The sequence below is a fragment of the Pseudomonas huaxiensis genome (assembly GCF_003231275.1).
Classification (GTDB): Bacteria; Pseudomonadota; Gammaproteobacteria; order Pseudomonadales; family Pseudomonadaceae; genus Aquipseudomonas; species Aquipseudomonas huaxiensis.
Genome location: NZ_QKVL01000016.1, coordinates 84,084 through 102,939, shown reverse-complemented (window position 1 = coordinate 102,939; position 18,856 = coordinate 84,084). Strand labels below are relative to the sequence as shown.

Sequence of the window (18,856 nt, the reverse complement as noted above, 5' to 3'; positions counted from 1 at the left end):
CGGTCAGTGGCTCCCCGGTTGTGCCAGCCAGGTGTCGTAGAACTGCAGGCGGGTCGAGGCCTCGTAATGCAGGCCATGAACGACGTCGCGGAACGCGGTCACCGTGGCCGCTTCCACCAGCGGAATCACATGACCCTGGTCGAGCAGCTCGGCGCTGGCCTCCTGGATCAGCGCGCCGCGCTTCTGCGGATCGAGGCTGGCCGCCGACGCCTGCAGCGTCTGGTCCAGCGGCGCCGGGCCGCGGACGTTGACGTTGCGCCCGCTGGAGAGGAACACGGTGCGCAGCACGTCCGGGTCGGCGCGGGTCAGGTTGAAGAACCACAGCTCGTAGTTGAGCGAGGTCTGCAACAGGCTGACCTGACCGATGGTGGACTTGTTCAGGCGCAGCTCGACGCCGACCTGACGCAGTTGCTGCTGCGCCAGTTCCAGCACCGGAGTGGTTGCCTGCCAATAGTCGAGGGCGAAACTCAGGCGTTTGCCGTCACGCTGGCGCCAGCCGTCGGCGCCCTTGCTCCAGCCGGCGGCGTCGAGCAGTTGGCCGGCGCCTTCCGGGTCATAGGCAAGCTGGGCGCTGAGGTCCTGGAAGTACGGCGTGCTGCTGGCCAGCACCGAACTGGCCGGTTTCTGGTAGCGGGAAATCACGCCCTTGAACTGGCTGCGGTCGATGGCCTTGTTCAGCGCCCGGCGCACGTTCACGTCGTCCAGCGGCGGGCGCGATTCGTTGGGCGTCAGGCTGAAGACGATGCCGGGATTGGGCCGGGCGATGGAGGGAATGCCCTGGTTGTCCAGCACGGCTTCGTCCTGCACCGGCACGCTGGTGTTCACGTCGATCTGCCCTGAAACCAGGCTGCCCAGGCGCACGCCGGATTCCGGCAGGATGTGGAACTCGATGGCGTCCAGCCAGGCGCGGCCCTTGTGTTCGGCGAGGGACGACGGCCAGGCGTAGTCGGCGCGGGCCTCGATGCGCACCCGTTTGTTGTGCTCGAAACTCTTCACCGTGAACGGCCCGGAGCCGACCAGCGCGCCCTGGCAGCGTTCCTCGGCGCTGCGCTTGAGGGTGGCGGGCGACAGCAGCCCCAGGCTCATGGTCGAGCTGGCCTGAAGGAACTGCGCGTTGGCCTGCTTGAAGCTGATCCGCACGCTGAGCGGTCCGGTCACCTCGACCAATTCCAGCCCGGCCAGGTAAGTCCCGGCCAGTTGCGCCTGGGCGCCGAGGGCGACGATAGCCTCGACGTTGGCCTTGACTGCCGCCGCGTCGAGCACGCTGCCATCGGCGAAGGTCGCGCCCTCGCGCAGGTGGAAGGTGAATTGCCGCGAGTCGTCGCTGACCTCCCAGCGCTCCGCCAGCCACGGCACGATCTCGGCGGTTTGCGGGTCCTGGTCGGTCAGCGAGTCCACCAGTTGCCGGCCGACATTGAGCGCGGTGTTGTTGCCCGCCTGTTGCGGGTCGATGCAGTTCGGGTCGCCGTCGAAGGCCACCCGCAACACGCCGCCCACCTTGGGCTGCGCGGGGGCGCCGGAGTTGGCCTGCTGCCCGGATGGGTTATCGCAGCCGGCGAGAGCCAGGGCGATCGCCAGGCTTAGTGAAGCCAAAGGTCGAGTCATGGGCGTTCCTTAGAAAAAGCGGTTGGTGCGGTACGGCAAGCCGAGGTTTTCCCGCAGCGTGGTGCCGGCGTATTCGCGCTGGAACAGACCGCGTCGTTGCAGCTCCGGGACCACGCCGTCGACGAAGTCGTCGATGGCCGAGTGCAGGCCGCTGAACATGATGTTGAAGCCATCGGCGGCGCCGGCCTCGTACCAGGCCTGCAGGTCGTCGGCGATGCTTTGCGGGGTGCCGATCAGGATGCGATGGCCGCCGGAGGTGAGCTGGTTGAACAACTGGCGAACGGTCGGCCGCTCGCGGCGGATCAGGTCGAACACCAGCTTCTGCCGGCTCTGGTGGGTGTTGGTAGTGAAGGATTCCGGGGGCAGCGGCACCACTTCGTCGAACGGCAGTTCGGAGAGGTCGTAGCCGAGGCTGACGAATTTCGAGATGGAGCTGAGAAACGCCTTGGGCTCCAACAGTTCTTGCTGGCGGTCGTATTTGGCCTGGGCTTCGGCAAGGGTCTTGCCCACCACCGGCGAGACGCCGGGGAGAATTTTCAGCTCGTTGGCGCCGCGCCCGAAGCCAGCGGCGGCGAGCTTGGTTTCCTGGTAGAAGGCCTGGCCCTGCTCGATGGTGTGCTGGGCGGTGAAGATCAGTTCGCCAACCCGCGCGGCCAGGCGCTTGCCGGAGGTCGATGCGCCGGCCTGGGCCACCACCGGGTGGCCTTGCGGCGAGCGCGAGACGTTGAGCGGACCGCGCACCTGGAAGTGTTCGCCCTGATAGTCGAGGACATGCAGCTTGTCGATGTCCAGCCAGGTGCCGCTGGCCTTGTCCTGGATGAAGGCGTCGTCGGCCCAGCTATCCCACAGGCCGCTGACCACGTCGTAGAACTCTTCGGCGCGGGCGTAGCGGTCTTCGTGATCGACGTGGTCCTGGCGGTTGAAGTTCTCGCCGCCGCCCAGCGAGGTGACCAGGTTCCAGCCGGCGCGACCGCCGCTGAGGTGGTCCAGCGCGGCGTATTTGCGCGCCACGTTATAGGGCTCGTTGTAGGTGGTGCTGGCGGTGGCGATCAGGCCGATATGGCGGGTGCTGGCGGCCAGCGCCGGGGCCAGGATCAGCGGGTCCCAGCGCACGCTGTTGGGGCCGCGCTGCAAGGCCAGGTCGATCTTCACGTCGAGGGTGTCGTTGAAGAACAGCGAGTGAAAGCGCCCGGCTTCCAGCTTGCGGGCGATGTATTGGTAATGCTCCAGGCTCTTGAAGGTGTCCAGCGGCGCTTCCGGCAGGCGCCAGGCGCTGCCGCTGAGGGTGCCGGGGATAAAGGCGCCGAGGACGAAGGGTGCTTGACTCATGGGGTGTTCCTCCGGGCGCCCGCGCCACTGCGCGCGCGCCGCTTGCGTGGGCTCAGAAGTTGTAGGCGATGCGCGTGTACCAGAAGCCGCCGTAGGGATCGAACGGCGAGATCGAGCCGAATTTGGCGAAACCGTTGACGTCGCCTGCCGGGAACGCGTTGTTGTCGGCGCGCACGTCGAACAGGTTGTTGGCGCCCACGGCGATATCGAAGTTGTCGGTCAGGGCGTAAGCCACTTCCAGGTCGGTCAGCCACTTGGCGCCGTAGGTCACGTCGTAGTCGGGGTTGGCGTCGAGGGCGGTGACCTTGTCGTAGCGGGTCAGGCCCGCGTTGACGGTGAAGCGGTCGATCTGCCAGTTGGCGCTGAGGATGACCTTGGTCTTGGGGTTGGCCACGGTGAGGTAGCCCTGGGCGACGCGGTCGAACAGTTCCAGGTTGTTGCCTGCAGCCCTGAGCGAGCCCGGGGTTTCCTTGATGCCATCGATCTCGGTCTTGTTGTAGTTGACGCCCACGCCGTACTTGACCTTGCCGAACTGGCCGTAATCGACACGGTAGTCGGCCACCAGGTCGACGCCACGGGTGGTGGTGTCAGCGGCGTTGGTGAAGTACTTGATGCGGTAGCCGGGCTTGAAGCCGTTGGCGATCAGTTGCTGGTCGACGCCGTTGCCGTAGAGGAAGCCGGTGAGGGCGATGCGGTCGCGGATCTCGATCTGGTAGGCATCGAGGGTCACGCTGGCCTGGGGCAGCGGTTGCCAGGTCAGGCCGAGGCTGAAGTTGCGCGATTTCTCCGGGCTCAGGTCTTCGGCGCCGAGGGCCTTGGCCAGCGGTGAGTCGACCCGTACGGTCTTGGCTTCGACGAACTGCGCGATGCCGTTGACGGTGGTGTACTGGTTGGCGGTCTGGGCGTACACCGACTGCGACAGTGACGGTGCGCGGAAGCCGTTGCTGATGGTGCCGCGCAGGGCGAAGGTCGGGGTGAAGTCATAGCGCGCGGAGAACTTGCCGCTGCGGGTGTTGCCGCTGCTGTCGTCGTATTTCTCGAAGCGCGCAGCGACCCCCAGCCAGAGTTTTTCCGTGGGGTTCACGCCGAAGTCGACATAGCTGGCGTAGCTGTTGCGGCTGAGCTGGCCGGCGTCCTCGGGGGTGAGGGTGATCGCGCCCTGGGCGCCCACCGAGCCGGGCTGCCCGGCCAGCGGACCGCTGGGATAGATGTAGCCGCCGTTGATGTACGAAAGCGGGTCGTCGGACTCGGTCTTGTAGCGCTCGTGCCGGTGTTCCAGGCCCCAGGACACTTGCAGCGGCTTGCTCAGGCCGACGTCGAAAGCGCGGGTCAGGTCGAGGTTGTTGGTCCACTGGTCGAAGTAGTTGGTGTAGGTGTCGAAGCGGGTCGGGCTGGTCGGGCCAAGGGAGGCGTTGAGGGTTTCGTCGGCGCCGGCCTGGCCCTTGTCGCGACCGAAGGTGGAGCTGAGGTCCCAGTGCCAGCCGGCGATCTCGCCCTTGCCGCCGGCGGCGGCCTGGTAGTCGGTTTCTTCGAGGGTGTAGAAGGGCGCGGTGCCGTCCGGGTAAATCTCGGGAATGATGTTGGTGGAGTTGGGCCGGCGGTAGTTCTGGCCGCCGCGGGCGTCACGCTTGCTGAAGGTGGAGAACGAGTACAGGGTCAGGTCGTCGTTGACTGGCAGTTCGGCGTTGTACGACAGGTTGATGGCCTTGATCTTCGGCAGGCCGTTTTTCTGCACTTCGCGGTCGGCGGTGGCGTTGCGCGGGTCTCCGGCGAAGTACAGGTTGCCGGTGGCTTCGCGCGAGCGCGTGGCGGTCTGCACCGACTTGGCGTCCAGCGCGTAGTTGAAGAAGCCGCCGTCGCTGCCCAGAGGCAGGCCCTGGTTGAGGGTCTGGCGCAGGTTGCCGCCGTCGCCGTTCTCGTAGTATTCGCCGTACTGGGTGCTGACCGAGCCGCCGTTGTCCTTCTGCTTGAGGATGATGTTGATCACCCCGGCGATGGCGTCGGAGCCGTATTGCGCCGAGGCACCGTCGCGCAGCACTTCGACGTGGTCGATGGCGCTGATCGGGATCAGGTCCAGGTCCACCGGGTTGGTGCCGTAGGCGGCGGTGGAGTCGAGGTTGATCACCGCGCTGTTGTGGCGGCGCTTGCCGTTGACCAGCACCAGCACGTTGGAACCGTTCAGGCCGCGCAGGCTGTAGGGCCGGGCGATGCTGTCGTTGGAGGTGCCGGAAGGCCGCTGCGAGAACGACGGCAGGGTTTTCTGCAGGGCGCCGCGCAGGCTGGATTCGCCGGTCTTTTCCAGTTGCGCGCTGTCGATCACGTCGATCGGCGCCGGGCTGCTGGTGACGGTGCGCACTTCGCTGCCGCGTGAGCCGGTGACGATCACCGTGTCGAGGGCGGTGTCTTTGTCGGCGGCGACGGCCAGCGGGGTGAGCAGATAGCCGGCGAGCAACGCCGGCGCCATGGACAAGTGGGTGAACACAGACTTCATGATTGTTCCTTGGGTTCGATTGGCAGATCAGGCCCTGGATGTGCGATCGAACGGGCTCTCATAGGTTTTTCACGCATCACGGGCGCGGCCGGGCTCGCGCAAGGTCCATTGCTTGCGTGGCTGGCGTGCCTGTTGGTCGTCCGGCGCGCGCCGGTGCGTTGTGCTCCGGCAGATCCCTAGCCGCTGAGCAGGGGGTTGAAGCGTTCGTCCCAGAAGCCGCGTACGTCCAGCGACTGACGGATCAGCCCGCTGTCATGGAACAGGTCGGCGATACGCTGCTGGGCGAGGATGTCGGCCTGGCTCACAGGCAGCAGCCGGCTGGGGCGCTGGCGCTGGTTGAACTGTTGCAGGTACAGCTCGCGGGAAATCCCGGTGAGTTTTTCGTTGCGCTCGGCCCAGGCCTGGGGGTTGTGCTCGACCCAGTCCCAGGTGGCTTGTTCCCGGCGCAGGAAGTCGCTGATGACGGCCTGCTTGCCGGGTTGTTGCAGGACCCGCTCGGTGGTGGCGATCAGGTAGTTGCCGCAGTGGTACTGGCTGGCCTGCGTGAGAATCACCCCGTCCATGCCGGTCTGCGCCTGGAGCGCGCCGATGCCGCCGGCGACGATGGCGTCGACATGGCCGTTCTGGAACGCCACCAGCGCGTCCCGCGCCGGCATGGGCCGGGCCTGGATATCGGCGAGGGTCAGGTGGTTGTCGCGCAGCAGGTTGAGAATCAGGTAATGGGTGTCGGTGGCGCGGACAAAACTCACGCGCTTGCCCTTGAGGTCGGCGATCGAGGCGATGCCGCTGTCGCGCTTGACGATCAGGCTGCTGCGGTTCTGCTCGCCCTGATAACTGGCGATCAACACCAACGGATTGCCGGCGGCGCTGGCGAACAGCGGCAGCACCGGGCTCATGAAGGCGTAATCCAGGCTGCTGCTGGCGAAGGCTTCCAGCACCATGCTGCCGCCGGGTACGTCCACCCACTCCAGTGGATAGGGCGTCGCGGCCTGGCCGGCGTCGGCGAGAAAACTCGCGGCCTGGCCTTTGTAGCGCCAGACCCGCAGCGCTTCGCTGGCATTGGCCAGGACGGGAGCGAGCCCGGCGGCCAGGCCGGCGACGGCACTGTGCTGAAGGAAGGAGCGGCGGCTGATGCGGATCGCCATGACGGACTCCTCAGTCCAGCAGGTCAGGTTGCTGCTGGACGATTCGGTCCCACAGCGGCAGGAAATTCAGCCAGCCGAACAGTTCGCGCTGCGCCGGGTTGAAGCTGTCCTCGCCCAGTTCGGGGATACGTGGCTGGCCGGCCGAATACGCCAGCAGATGGGCGCGGGCCGTATCGTCGGCGAGGATGAAGCGCCACGCGGCGCTCTCCACGGTCTGGCCGGTCACCCACAGGCCATGGTTCTGCCAGACCAGCAGGTTGTTGTCGGCGAAGGTTTCGACAAAGGCTTGCGCGACCAGATCGCGGTCCTGCAACAAGCCGCCTTCGGCCGTGCGCAGGGCGTGTCGGTCGAACAGCACCTGCTCGCCGACAAAGGCCGAGGACTCAGCGGTGATCGGCTGGAACAACTGCCCCAGCGACGACCAGACCCGGCCATGGAAACCGTGCAGATGGGCGATACCGACCACCTCCGGGCGGGCCCGTTGCAACTCGTAGTGCAGTTCCAGGGCGCTGGTATTGAGCAGGCCGTCGCCTTCCACCACCTGGCCTTCGCCGTTGACTCGCAGCAGGTCGCTGGTACGGATCTGCGAGAAGGGTACGCCCAGCGGGTTGATCCAGTAATGGTCGGTCTCGATCGGGTCACGGGCGGTGAAATGCCCGGCCAGGCCCACTTCGAAACCCAGTTCGGCGAACAGCCGGTACGAGGCGGCGAGGCGTTGTTTGCGGTGCAGGCGTTCGGCGAGCGGGTCGGCGTGGACGGGCGGGGCGCTGAGTTGCAGGCGGTGGTTGTGGTTGGGCAGGGTGGTGATGCTGTGGCTCATCGGGCGTACTCGCAGGTGATGGAATCGGGAGCCTCCACCGTGCGAGGGGTCGGGTCTGAGAGGGACTGTAACAAGGGGGGCGAACGGGGGATAAATACTGTTTTGATCTATTTTTATTATTATTTTTCAGAATAAAAATCATGATGGATATTTAAGTATTGCATTTTTGGCGAGGATTTCAGTCGTTGCTTCGGTCCTCATCACCGGGGTTGGGCGCCCGAGCAGGCAGGCGCCAACACCGTGGGCCGGGAGGCTAAAACGGCGCGTTTCAGGTACTGGCCTGGACCTTCTTCACGCCTTCTCCTTCAACCACAACTGATCGAATCGCCATGTTGGAAACAGGGTTTTCTCCGCCGCCGCGCCACCCACCCGCTGTGAGAAACCGTCCAGCAGGTTGGCATAGCCCCACACCAGCAGGCCGCCGCGGTCGTACTGGATGCGCTGCGCTTCATGCACCAACGGTTTGCGTTTTTCCAGGTCGGGCTCGGCCAGCGCTTTGAGGAACAGTTCGGAGAAGCGCGGGTCGTCGAAGTGGGTCTTGTTCGCCACCGACACCGGTGCATCCGCATGCAGGGCGCAGGTCAGGAACGGCGCGCCGATACTGCCGCCGGTGCTGAAGGTCCACTCGGTGTGTTGTGGGCCATTGAACGTGGCGCTATCGACCTGGCGCACGTTGATCTCGACCCCGGCGCGGCGCGCCTGTTCGGCGTAGACCAGCGCGGACGCGAGGGCCACGCTGTTCTGTTCGGCCACCAGGTCCAGCTTGAGTTGTTCCTGGCCAGCCTCGCGCAGTAGCGTCCGGGCCTGCTCCAGATCCTGTTTGCGCGGCGGAATACTGTGGTCGAAAGTCGGATCGTTAGGTGCGTAAAGATCGTTGGCCACACGGCCCTGACCATTGAGCACGCGCTTGACCAACTCGTCGCGGTCGGCCAGCAGGCGGAAGGCCTGGCGCACTCGCGGGTCGTTGAATGGCGCCTTCTGGGTGTTCATGTCCAGGCTCAGCCAGTTGCCGGTGACCGAGCTGATCAACTGCAGGCGCGGGTCGCTTTCGATCACTTTCAGGTGCTCGTTGGCCAGGGCGTTGGCCATGTCGATCTGCCCGGCCTGCAAGGCGGCCAGGCGGGTGGTCTGGTCCTTGAACTCGATGATTTCCAGCTCGTCGGCATAGGGCCGGCCCGGCTTGTAGTAGTTCTCGAAGCGGGTGAACAGCGAGCGCTGGCCGGGGTTGAAACTCTTCAGCTTGTACGGGCCGGCGCCGACCGGGTTGCTGATCGGGTGGTAATCCACCGGCACGATGCCGCCGAAATTGACCCAGGTTTCCGGAAGCGGCACGAAGCCGGCGCCCTCCTTGAAGCGAACGCGGATCGTACGGTTGTCGAGTTTTTCCAGGTGGTCGCGGTCGATCCAGTGCAGCAGCGCGGCGTAGGGCGAGGCGAGTTGCGGGTCGGTGAGGCGGCGGATCGAGAAGATCAGATCGTCGGCATCGATGGTCTTGCCGTGATGGAATTCCAGGTCCTTGTGCAACCGCAGGGTCCAGACCTTGCCGTCCGGGCTGACCTCGGCTTCCTCGGCCAGGGCCAGGCGCGGCAGCATGTTTTCGTCCCATTCCCAGAGCTTGCTGTACAGCGCGAAGCCGCGAACGATGCCGCTGCCGGTCGGCTTGTGGGCGTCGAGGTTGCCGCTTTTGCTGCCGTCGAGAATGCCCAGGCGCAGGCGTCCGCCCTGGCGCGGGCCGTTGCTGATCAGGCCTGTGGCGGCGGGCTGGCTGTCGTCGCCGCAACCGGCAAGCAGGCTGCCACCGAGGGCCAGGCCGCCAAGGGCGAGGCTGTTGCCGATAAAGCGGCGACGGGAGAAGGGGGCGTTGTCGTAACTCATGAGCGGGCCTTTTGACTGTCCAATCGACGGGTCAGAGCAGGTTTCGCGCCATGTGCCGCAAAGGCCGGCGGGGCAGGGTTTTCAGGTGCGAGACAGCAGGTGATTGTTGCCAGGCAAGCAGTGCGCTGTTGCTGCTGGAGCAGCGCATCAACAGTTCAGCGGGGCGGGCGCTGGTCTCTGAATCAATGGACAACCCCGACCTGCGCTCCTTATCCTCCCCGCCATCACATGAAAAACAATTACAAATCCCATGGATATCGAATTCCCCGCCAGCGCCTTCTGGCGACGGCTTGCTCGCCCGCGCCGCAGCCTGGTGGCGCGCTATACCTTGTTGTCCATCGTGGTGATGAGCGTCGCGCTGATCGCCCTGGCCGTGCTCTATGAACAGCTCGCCAAGGACCTGCTCAACCGCCTGACCGGCGAACGCCTCGATGCCCAGGCGCTGTCCACGGCAAACCGGCTGTCGTCGTTTCTCGACGACCGTTTCTACCAGCTCTCGGCCCTGTCCAATCACCCCAACATGCCGGATTTCATCGCCGACCAGGCGCACCCGGCCGGCGACGTCGACGCGCTGCTCAAGCTCGAAGGCGAGTTGCCGTTTCTCTACGGCGTGCTGTTTTTCGACGAGAACGAACGCCTGCTCAAGGTCATGCCCGGACAGGCCGCCTCGGGCGCGCCGTACTGGGGCCGAGAGGACTGGTCGCTCGACGGCCTGTCGCGGCAGATGGTCGGTGATATCGAGGTGATCGGCCCGGTCACGCCCCAGGCCGGGCGCTCGGGCTGGCTGCTGATCCGCAAGACCATCCGCAATGGCCGTACCGATCACCGCGTGCGCATCGGCTTGCACCTGCGCCTGGCGTCGGTCACCGAGCTGTTGGTCAGTTCCGGTCTGGGCGGGGTGGTCACGCCGCTGCTGCGGGTGCCCGGCGGGGCCTTTATCGATGCCACCGGGCGCCAGGTCGACGCTCCCGCCGACTGGCGCGAAGGTCCGGTGATCCTGCCCGGCTGGCAGGTGGTTTTCAGTGTCCAGCCCGACGCCGTGCTCAAGCCGCTGGACGACGCCCGCTGGTGGCTGTACCTGGCGGCGGTCGGGTTTATCGGTTTCATCCTGATCGTGTTCTTCACCCTGTCGCGGCAGTTGCGGGCGCGGGTCGGCACGCTGGTGGACGGGGCGCACCAACTGTCCTCGGGCGACCTCGGTTATCGCCTGCCGGAACAGACCCACAACGACGAAATCGGCCGGGTGACGCGGGCCTTCAATGTCATGGCCGGGCGCCTGGCCGATGTCATGCAGCGCACCGTGCGCTCGGAAAACCTCGCGGTGCTCGGCACCTTCGCCACCGGCGTGGCCCATGAGGTACGCAACCCGCTGGCGACCATGAAGACCACCGTGCAGGCCTTGCTGCGCCGCGAACAGGAAGCCGAACGGCGCCTGCTGCTGAGCGACCTGTGCCAGGAAATCGATCGGCTGTCCCACGTCACCAGCGACCTGCTCGAATACGGCCGGCCACACCCGGCCAATCCGCAAGTGGTGGACCTGGCGGCGCTGTTCGAGCGCACGGCGCGGCTGATCGCGCCCGAGGCCGACGCCAAGGGCATCAGGTTTTCCGTTACCTGCAAAACCGGCCTGCGCTTGTGGGTCGACCCGGACCAGGCGCAGCAGATCCTGCTCAACCTCTGCCTCAACGCTGTGGAAGCCAGCGCGCCGGGGCAGGGCGTGGCCATCGCCGGCCAGGCCTGGGGCGAGCGGGTCTGCGTGACCGTGGCCGATCAGGGCTGCGGCATTCCCGAGGCCGCGCTGCAGCAGGTGCGCCAACCGTTTTTCACCCTGAAAGCCCGTGGCACCGGGCTGGGCCTGAGCATCTGCCAACAACTGCTGGAAGCCAACGCATCGCGAATGGAGCTCGCGAGTACCCCGGGCGAGGGCACTGTGGTGACCCTGGATTTCCCCACGCCCGCAGCGACTTATCTGAAGTGAGCGACCGATGTCCGAAATACATGTACTGATCGTCGATGACGAAGAAGCGCTGGTGCGCTCCCTGAGCTACGCCCTGCGCGGCGAAGGCATGCAACCCCGCGCGGTCTACAGCGGCGAGGCGGCGCTGGCGCTGCTGGCCGACAGCACGGTTGGCGTCGATATCGTCCTGCTCGACCTGGGCCTGCCGGGGATGGACGGCATCGCCACCCTCGAAGGCCTGCGCAAATGCCGGCCGGACCTGCCGGTAATCATGATTTCCGCCCATGGCGACACCCGCGCCGCGGTGCAGGCGGTGAAGGGCGGCGCCACCGATTACCTGACCAAGCCGTTCGAGCTGGACGATCTGCTGGCGACTATCCACAACACCCTCGCGGTGCCGGCCAGCGACGAGATGGCGGTCGCGGAGCAGGGCGCCTTGCTCGGGCAGAGCCCGGCGATGCGCGGCCTGCAAGCGGCGGTGCAGCGGATCGCCAACAGCTCGGCCACGCGAATCCTGCTGCTGGGCGAGTCCGGCACCGGCAAGACCCTGGTGGCCCAGGCGCTGCACGCCAACAGCGCGAGGGCCGCGCACCCGTTCATCGAGGTCAACTGCGCGGCGCTGCCGGAGCAACTGATCGAAGCCGAACTGTTCGGTTCGGAGAAAGGCTCATACACCGGCGCCCATCAGAAGCGCGTCGGTCTGGTGACCCAGGCCAACAACGGCACGCTGTTTCTCGACGAGATCGGCGAGCTGCCGCTGGCCTTGCAAGCCAAGCTGCTGCACTTCCTGGAGAACGGCAGCTATCGCGCTGTCGGTGCCAGTCAGGCCAGCAGCGCCGATGTGCGGGTGGTGGCAGCGACCAACCGCGACCTCGCCGACGATGTGCGCCAGGGCCGTTTCCGCGAAGACCTGTTCTACCGCCTCAACGTCATCACCATCGACATCCCGGCGCTGCGCGAGCGTGGCGACGACCTGCTGTTGTTGGCCCGGCACTTCGCTGCGCGCCAGGCCCGCGAGGAAAAGGCTGCGCCCATCGACCTCCAGGCCGATGCCGCCGCCGCGCTGGTGCGGCATCGCTGGCCGGGCAATGTGCGCGAACTGAAGAACCTGATCGAGCGCCTGACCATCCTGCTGCCGGGCCAGGCGATCAGCGCCGCCCAGCTTCCCGCGCACCTGCAATCGAGCGGGCCCGCGCCCACCTCGCTGTCGGCGCTGGACGACCAGCTCGAGCGCGCCGAGCGTGAACTGGTCAACGATGCCCTTAGCCGCAGCGCCGGCCACAAGGGCCTGGCCGCCGACCTGCTGGGGATTTCCCGGCATGCGCTGAAGCGCCGTTTGCAGCGCCTGGGCATTGAGCGGGGCGATGAGCGCTAACCGCTCAACCGCTCGCTCGCACTGAGCGCAAGCCGCTCAACCTCTCTCCTTCAGCGCCGCGGCAGACCTCGTCGCGGCGCATCGAATACGTCACACAACACCGCGAAAAGCCTTGTTCCAGAGCGCTTTTGCGGTTTCTTATGCACGTTCGCGCACAGGCTGGCACAGCCTTTGCGATAACCCATTTTGCAAACTGACAAGAGGGCGTCCACGAACGCCCCCAAAGGGATTCTATGCAACTGCCGTTTTCCCACCTGCCCACCGTTATCGCCCTGGGCGGCCTGCTGCTTGCCCCTGTCGGCAATGCCCAGGCCGGTCGCGTCGAGCTGGGCGCCGCCGCCGCGCACGCCGACCTCACCCTCGGCTGCCTGTACCCGATGACCGAACGGGCGGCGATCTACGGCCAGGACAGCATCGCCGGGATTCAGGTCGCCTTGGGCGAGTTGCAGGCCCGGCGCGAAGCCGGGCAGCAGGTGCCGCGGATGCGGGTGATCATCGACGACGACCAGTCCAAGGCCTCTTACGGCACCAGCCTGGCCCGGGCCTTCATTCGCAAGGACGGCGTGCAGGTGCTGTGCGGCATGGTGTCGTCCGGGGTGGCGATCGCGGTAAGCCAACTGGCCCGTGAAGAGAAGGTGCTGATGATCGGCACCGACCACGCCTCGTCGCGCATGACCCTGGAAAACGGCCACCGCTATTACTTCCGCGTCACCAATGACACCTGGACGTCCATGGCCGCTGGAGCCCATTACCTCAAGGCGCTGCAGGCGAAAACCGGCTGGAAGCGACTGGCGTTCATCGGTCCCGACTACGAATACGGCCATGTCTCGCGGGACGACCTGCACGAAGCGCTGCGCCAACTGGACGTGGCGTTCGAGGACGTCACCGAACTCTGGCCGCGCCTCTACGAGCCCGACTATTCGGCCTATATCGCCGCGCTGGAGCAGGCCAAGCCCGACATCATCGTCTCGGCCCTGTGGGGCGGCGATTTCCACGCCTTCGTCAAGCAGGCCGCCGGCACACGGCTGTTCGAAACCTCGCGTCTGGCCAACTTCGACACCGGCGGCAACTACGACTTTCTCGTCGCCCTCGGCGACAAGGCGCCGCCGGGGTTGATCCTCTCGGCGCGGCACCACAACAACTGGCCGCAAACGCCGCGCAACCGTTCGTTCGTCGAGCGTTTCCACACCCTGACCGGGCGCTACCCGACCTATGCCGCCGAAGGCGCCTACACCGGCGTGATGGTGCTGGCCAAGGCCAGCGAGAAGGCCGGCGGCGCTACCGACACCGAGTCGCTGGTCAATGCCCTCGAAGGGCTGGAAATCGCCTTGCCGGAAGACCCGCCGGGTTTCGTCTCGCGCATCGACCCGCTGACCCATCAGATCCAGCAGACCCAGGCCATCGGCACGCCGGTGCGCAACGACGACTACCCGCCAGCGCAGCTGATGCTCGGCGAGTGGTCGGTGTACTCCGCCCAGGACCTGTTGCCCGACCCTGCCGTGCGCATGCGCCGGCAAGCCCAGCACACCCGTAATCCCCAAGGGCATGCCCCTTAGACCTGTAAACCCGCAATGGAAATGACCATGAACAACTATAAGAAAAGCGTCCCGCAACACCGTAAAGCACTGCCCCTGGCCCTGGCGATCGCCGCGGCGGGGATGGCCACTGCCTTCACTGGCGCTACTGTGGCCGCCGAGAACGGCAAGTTCCGCATCGGCGTGGTGACCTTCCTCTCCGGCCCGGCTGCTGGTCCGTTCGGAGAGCCATCGGCCAACGCCGCCAAGGTGCTGGTGGAAGGTCTCAACCAGGGCAAGCTGCCCGCGCCCTACGACAAGCTGGGTATCAATGGCGCCGAGATCGAGATCGTGATGATCGATGAGGCCGGTGGTGCCGCCAAACAGGTGGAAGAATTCCGCAACCTGGTGCAGCGGCAGAAGGTCGATGCGGTGGTCGGCTACATCTCGTCCGGCGACTGCCTGGCGATCGCGCCGGTGGCTGAAGAGCTGGGCGCGATGACCGTGTTCTACGATTGCGGCACCTCGCAACTGTTCAGCGAAGACAAGACCCCGCAATTCGTCTTCCGCACCAGCCTCGACGCCGCCGTCGACAACATCGGCGCCGCCCGTTACCTGGCCAAGACCCGTCCGGACGCCGTGCGCGTCGGCGGCATCCAGCAGAACTACGCCTGGGGCCAGGACAGCTGGAACGACTTCACCTTGTCCATGGCCCAGGTCATGCCGAAGAGCCAGGTGGTCGAATCGCAGATGCCCAAGGTGTTCCAGGGCCAGTACGGCGCGGAAATCTCGGCGCTGTCGGTCAAGCGTCCGGAAATCATCCACTCCAGCTTCTGGGGCGGCGACATGGAGGCCCTGGTGCTCCAGGCCAACTCCCGCGGCCTGCTGGAAGACGCCACCGCCGTGCTGACCTGCGGCGAATCGGCCCTGGCCCGCTACAAGGACCAGGCGCCCAACGGCATGATCATCGGCGGCCGTGGTCCGTTCGGCGCCTTCGCCCCGGAAAACCCGCTGAACAACTGGTTCACCGAGGCTTATCAGTCGGCCTACAAGGCAGCGCCGACCTACCCGGCAAGCAAGATGGCCCAAGCCATTCTCGGCCTGAAATTCGCCGCCGAAAACGCCAAGGTCGAGGCTGGCAAGATCCCTGCGCCGCTGGAAATCGCCAAGGCGTTCAAGGGCGCCACGTTTGAATCGGTCTCCGGCACCGTGCAGATGGCGCGCGCCGGTGGTCACCAGGCCATGCAGGGCATCGCCTACGGTGAATACCACTACGACGCGGCCAGCAAGAAAGGCAGCGTGCAGAACGTCATCGCCTTCTCCGGCGAGTGCGTGACGCCACCGGATGGCACCACCGCCCATGACTGGATCAAGGCCGGTTTCCCTGGCGCGCAGTGCAACTGATCGCATTGCCCACACCTGACTGATCGTGGCGGCCGGTCCTGGCCGCCACTCTTGCCTGGGACACACTTATGCTGAGTCTTTACGCGGTGCTGATCGACGGCGCCATCTATGCCTCGTGGCTGTTTCTGGTCGCGGCGGGGCTCACCGTCATCTACGGTGTCATGCGCATTCTGAACATGGCCCATGGCAGTTTCTACGCGATCGGCGCCTATGCTGCCGCCTCGCTGGTGGGCTGGTATTTCAACAACGGGGTCGGGCCGGTCTGGATCGGCTACCTGATGATGCTCGGCTGCGCACTGGCCGCAGGGCTGGTGGTCGGCCTGCTGATCGAGCGTGGCCTGCTGCGCTTCATGTACGGCCGCGATGAAGTGCTGATGGTGATCATCACCTACGCCTTGCTGCTGATCCTCGAAGACGCCATGAAGATGATCTGGGGCGTCAACCCGTACTTCGCCTACCAGCCTTACGCGGAAATGGGCCGCAGTGTGCTGGCCGGGCTGAAAGTCTCCAACTACGACCTGATGCTGGTGGGCGTTTCCCTGGTGCTTGGCCTGAGCCTGTGGCTGTGGCTGGAGCGCACCCATCAGGGCAAGGTGCTGCGCGCGGTGATCCATGACCGCGAAGTGGCGCTGGCGATGGGCGTCAACGTGCGTCGGGTGTTCACCCTGGTGTTCGTGCTCGGCACGGTACTTGGCACTCTGGCGGGTGCGCTGACGGCCCCGGCGATTTCCGTGGCGCCGGGCATCGGCGTGGAAATCATCGTACTGGCCTTCGCCGTGGTGGTGATTGGCGGCATGGGCAGCATCGAAGGGGCCGCCCTCGGCGCCTTGCTGGTGGGCCTGAGCCGCGCGGCGGCGGTGCACTACGCGCCGCAATTCGAACTATTCGTGATCTATGGCGTGATGGCGCTGGTCCTCGCGGTGCGTCCGCAGGGTCTGTTCGGCCGCGTGCTTGCGAGGAAAATCTGATGCGCCTGGATAAAACCGAACTGATTCTGCTGGGCGTCGCCGTGCTGCTCGCCCTCAGCGGCCTGATCGCGCCGCAATGGCTGGTGTTCCTGCTGACCATGGCGCTTGCCAAGTCGATGGTGGTGCAAGGCGTGGTGATGCAAATGCGCGCCGGCCTGGTGACCTTCGGTCAGGGCCTGTACTTCTGCATCGGCGGCTACGCGGTGGGCATGAGCGGGCATTTCCTGAACATCAGCGACTTGCCGACCCTCCTGCTGATCGGCGTCGCCGCCGCCGTGGCGCTGGCGATGATCCTCGGCCTGCTGATGACCCGCTACCGCGAGATCTTCTTCGCCATGCTGTCGCTGGCGTTCTCGATGATCCTCTACGGCATGTTGGTGAAAAGCCCGGCCCTGGGCAGCACCGACGGCTTCAACGTCAAGGCCTGGACCCTGTTTGGCTGGAGCCCGGCGTCAGGCCAGGCGCCGCTGGCGCTGTTCGTCATCATCGTTGCGGTCAGCGCCGTGCTCGCCGTGTTGCTGCACCGCTACGGCCGCAGCAGTGCCGGGGCGATGTGCGAGGCGATCCGCGAAAACGAAGTGCGGGTCGAGTACCTCGGCCAGTCGCCGCGCTGGGTGCTGTACATGAACTACGTTGCCGCCGCCGGCGTATCGGCACTGGGTGGCGGTTTCATGGCTCTGGCCGCCGGGCACATCGACCCGGAAATGGCCTACTGGATCACCTCCGGCGAGTTCGTCTTCATCGCCTTGCTCGGCGGCACGGCCCACGTGGCGGCGCCGATCATTGCGGCGGTGCTGTTCGCCGTGGTGCGCACCTACGCCATCGAGCTGGTGCCCCATAGCTGGCAGATGATCCTCGGCATCACCTTGCTGGCGATCATCGTGTTCCTACCCAAGGGCTTGTGGAGCCTGTTCAGTGGTCAGGCCCGCCGGGCCAAGGCAGTGGAGGCCAAGGCATGAGCTGCATTCTCGAAACCCGTGGGCTGTACAAGGAATTTGGCGCGGTCACCGCCGCCAAGGACGTCAACGTCAGCATCAGCAAGGGCGAAGTGGTGGGCGTGATCGGCTCCAACGGTGCCGGCAAGACCACCTTCATCAACATGGTCACCGGCTACCTCAAGCCGAGCCGGGGCGAAATCCTCTTCAACGGCCAGTCGATCATCGGCCGCACGCCGCGGGCGATCACCCGCGCCGGTATGGCCCGCTCGTTCCAGGTCGCCCAGTTGTTCCCCGAACTGACCGTGCTGGACAACCTGCTGATCGCCCTGGCCGCCGCCGAATCGCCATTCCCGTCGCTGCTGCGACCGCTGCGCAATGACGCACGGATCGCCCGCGCCGAGGCGATTCTCAGCGAGTTCAGCATCCTCGCCTGGCGCGACAGCAAGGTCACCGCAGTGCCGCAAGGTGTGCGCAAGCTGATCGACATCGCCATGGCACTGATCGGCGATCCGCAGATGCTCCTGCTCGACGAACCCACCAGCGGCGTCAGCGCCGAAGAGAAGACCCAGTTGATGGACACCGTGATGCAGGTGGTGTCGCGGCATCAGGTCACCGTGCTGTTTGTCGAGCACGACATGGACGTGGTGCGCCGCTACGTGTCGCGGATCCTCGCGTTCTACAGCGGTGAAGTGTTGGCCGACGGCCCGCCGCAAACGGTATTGGCCAACGCCCGGGTCCAGGAACTGGTCACCGGCGGCCAGCGGGCACACAAGGGGGCAACCGCATGAGCCTGGAAATTCGCAACCTCAATGTCGCCATCGAATCGGTGCCGATCCTGCACGACGTCTCGCTGGACGTCGGTGCCGGGCAAATGGTCGGTCTGATCGGCCATAACGGCGCCGGCAAGACCACCCTGATCCGCACCCTCATGGGCCTGCTCGACGCCACCTCCGGCTCGATCCGTTTCGCCGGCAACGACCTCTGCGCCCAACCCGGTCACCAACGTGCGGCGGCGGGTATCAGCTACCTGCCGGAAGACCGCCGGCTGATCCCGGCGCTGACGGTGGAAGAAAACATCCTGCTGCCGGTGTGGGCCAACAAGCTACCGGGCAGCGCCGAGCGCCTGGAATGGGTCTACGGCCTGATCCCGGAAATCGCCCAGTTCCGCGACCGCCGCGCCATGCAGTTGTCCGGCGGCCAGCAGAAGCTGGTGGCCCTGGCCCGGGCGCTGATGCCGGGCAACCGCCTGCTGATCCTCGACGAGCCGTTCGAGGGCGTGGCGCCGGTGCTGTCGCGGCGCCTCAGCGAAGTGATCGCCCAGCTCGGACAGGAAGGCCTGTGCGTGCTGATCTCCGAATCCGATGACACCCATTCCGCTGACCTGGTCGATGCCGTTTACCGCATCGAACGCGGCAGCGTGCGAGCAGGATAAAAA

14 protein-coding genes are annotated in these 18,856 nt (G+C 65.8%); 8 read left to right on the top strand and 6 right to left on the bottom strand.

What is annotated here, in order from left to right:
• Positions 1-3: 3 nt before the first annotated feature.
• From DM374_RS18080 to DM374_RS18055, 6 genes are all read right to left on the bottom strand, one after another.
• Positions 4-1,605: an ABC transporter substrate-binding protein gene (locus tag DM374_RS18080; protein WP_110971109.1), complete on the bottom strand. Its 1,602-nt coding sequence runs from the start codon at positions 1,603-1,605 to the stop codon at positions 4-6.
• A gap of 9 nt (positions 1,606-1,614) precedes the next feature.
• Positions 1,615-2,934, bottom strand: a complete 1,320-nt coding sequence (locus tag DM374_RS18075; RefSeq protein ID WP_110971108.1) for an LLM class flavin-dependent oxidoreductase — start codon at positions 2,932-2,934, stop codon at positions 1,615-1,617.
• Between the two features lie 52 nt (positions 2,935-2,986).
• The gene (locus tag DM374_RS18070; protein WP_110971107.1) at positions 2,987-5,425 is read right to left on the bottom strand and encodes a TonB-dependent receptor plug domain-containing protein; all 2,439 of its coding nucleotides are present in this window, start codon (positions 5,423-5,425) and stop codon (positions 2,987-2,989) included.
• A 176-nt stretch (positions 5,426-5,601) separates the two neighbouring features.
• Positions 5,602-6,570, bottom strand: coding sequence for an ABC transporter substrate-binding protein (locus DM374_RS18065; protein WP_110971106.1), 969 nt, complete (start codon positions 6,568-6,570; stop codon positions 5,602-5,604).
• Positions 6,571-6,580: 10 nt separating this feature from the next.
• Entirely contained in the window at positions 6,581-7,390 is an 810-nt protein-coding gene (locus DM374_RS18060; RefSeq protein WP_110971105.1) for a class II aldolase/adducin family protein, read from the bottom strand.
• A 291-nt stretch (positions 7,391-7,681) separates the two neighbouring features.
• Positions 7,682-9,265: an ABC transporter substrate-binding protein gene (locus DM374_RS18055; protein ID WP_110971104.1), complete on the bottom strand. Its 1,584-nt coding sequence runs from the start codon at positions 9,263-9,265 to the stop codon at positions 7,682-7,684.
• Positions 9,266-9,515: 250 nt separating this feature from the next.
• Between DM374_RS18055 and DM374_RS18050 the strand changes: the two genes are divergently transcribed.
• The 8 genes from DM374_RS18050 (at position 9,516) to DM374_RS18015 (ending at position 18,853) form a co-directional block, all read left to right on the top strand.
• On the top strand, positions 9,516-11,243 hold the full coding sequence (locus DM374_RS18050; protein WP_110971103.1) for a HAMP domain-containing sensor histidine kinase: 1,728 nt from the start codon (positions 9,516-9,518) through the stop codon (positions 11,241-11,243).
• Positions 11,244-11,250: 7 nt separating this feature from the next.
• A complete protein-coding gene (locus DM374_RS18045; RefSeq protein ID WP_110971102.1) occupies positions 11,251-12,597 on the top strand; it encodes a sigma-54-dependent transcriptional regulator in 1,347 nt (448 codons plus the stop codon).
• Positions 12,598-12,830: 233 nt separating this feature from the next.
• Positions 12,831-14,153: an ABC transporter substrate-binding protein gene (locus DM374_RS18040; RefSeq protein WP_110971101.1), complete on the top strand. Its 1,323-nt coding sequence runs from the start codon at positions 12,831-12,833 to the stop codon at positions 14,151-14,153.
• A gap of 27 nt (positions 14,154-14,180) precedes the next feature.
• A complete protein-coding gene (locus tag DM374_RS18035) occupies positions 14,181-15,515 on the top strand; it encodes an ABC transporter substrate-binding protein (RefSeq protein WP_110971100.1) in 1,335 nt (444 codons plus the stop codon).
• 68 nt (positions 15,516-15,583) lie between these two features.
• Positions 15,584-16,483 (top strand): branched-chain amino acid ABC transporter permease, encoded by a 900-nt coding sequence (locus DM374_RS18030; RefSeq protein ID WP_110971099.1) that lies wholly within the window; start codon positions 15,584-15,586, stop codon positions 16,481-16,483.
• Positions 16,483-17,442 carry a branched-chain amino acid ABC transporter permease gene (locus DM374_RS18025; protein ID WP_110971098.1) on the top strand — a complete coding sequence of 320 codons (960 nt, stop codon included), beginning with the start codon at positions 16,483-16,485 and terminating at the stop codon, positions 17,440-17,442. The genes DM374_RS18030 and DM374_RS18025 overlap by 1 nt, the downstream gene beginning before the upstream one ends.
• A complete protein-coding gene (locus DM374_RS18020) occupies positions 17,439-18,209 on the top strand; it encodes an ABC transporter ATP-binding protein (protein ID WP_110971097.1) in 771 nt (256 codons plus the stop codon). The genes DM374_RS18025 and DM374_RS18020 overlap by 4 nt, the downstream gene beginning before the upstream one ends.
• Positions 18,206-18,853: a branched-chain amino acid ABC transporter ATP-binding protein gene (locus DM374_RS18015; protein WP_110971096.1), complete on the top strand. Its 648-nt coding sequence runs from the start codon at positions 18,206-18,208 to the stop codon at positions 18,851-18,853. The genes DM374_RS18020 and DM374_RS18015 overlap by 4 nt, the downstream gene beginning before the upstream one ends.
• Positions 18,854-18,856 lie beyond the last annotated feature (3 nt).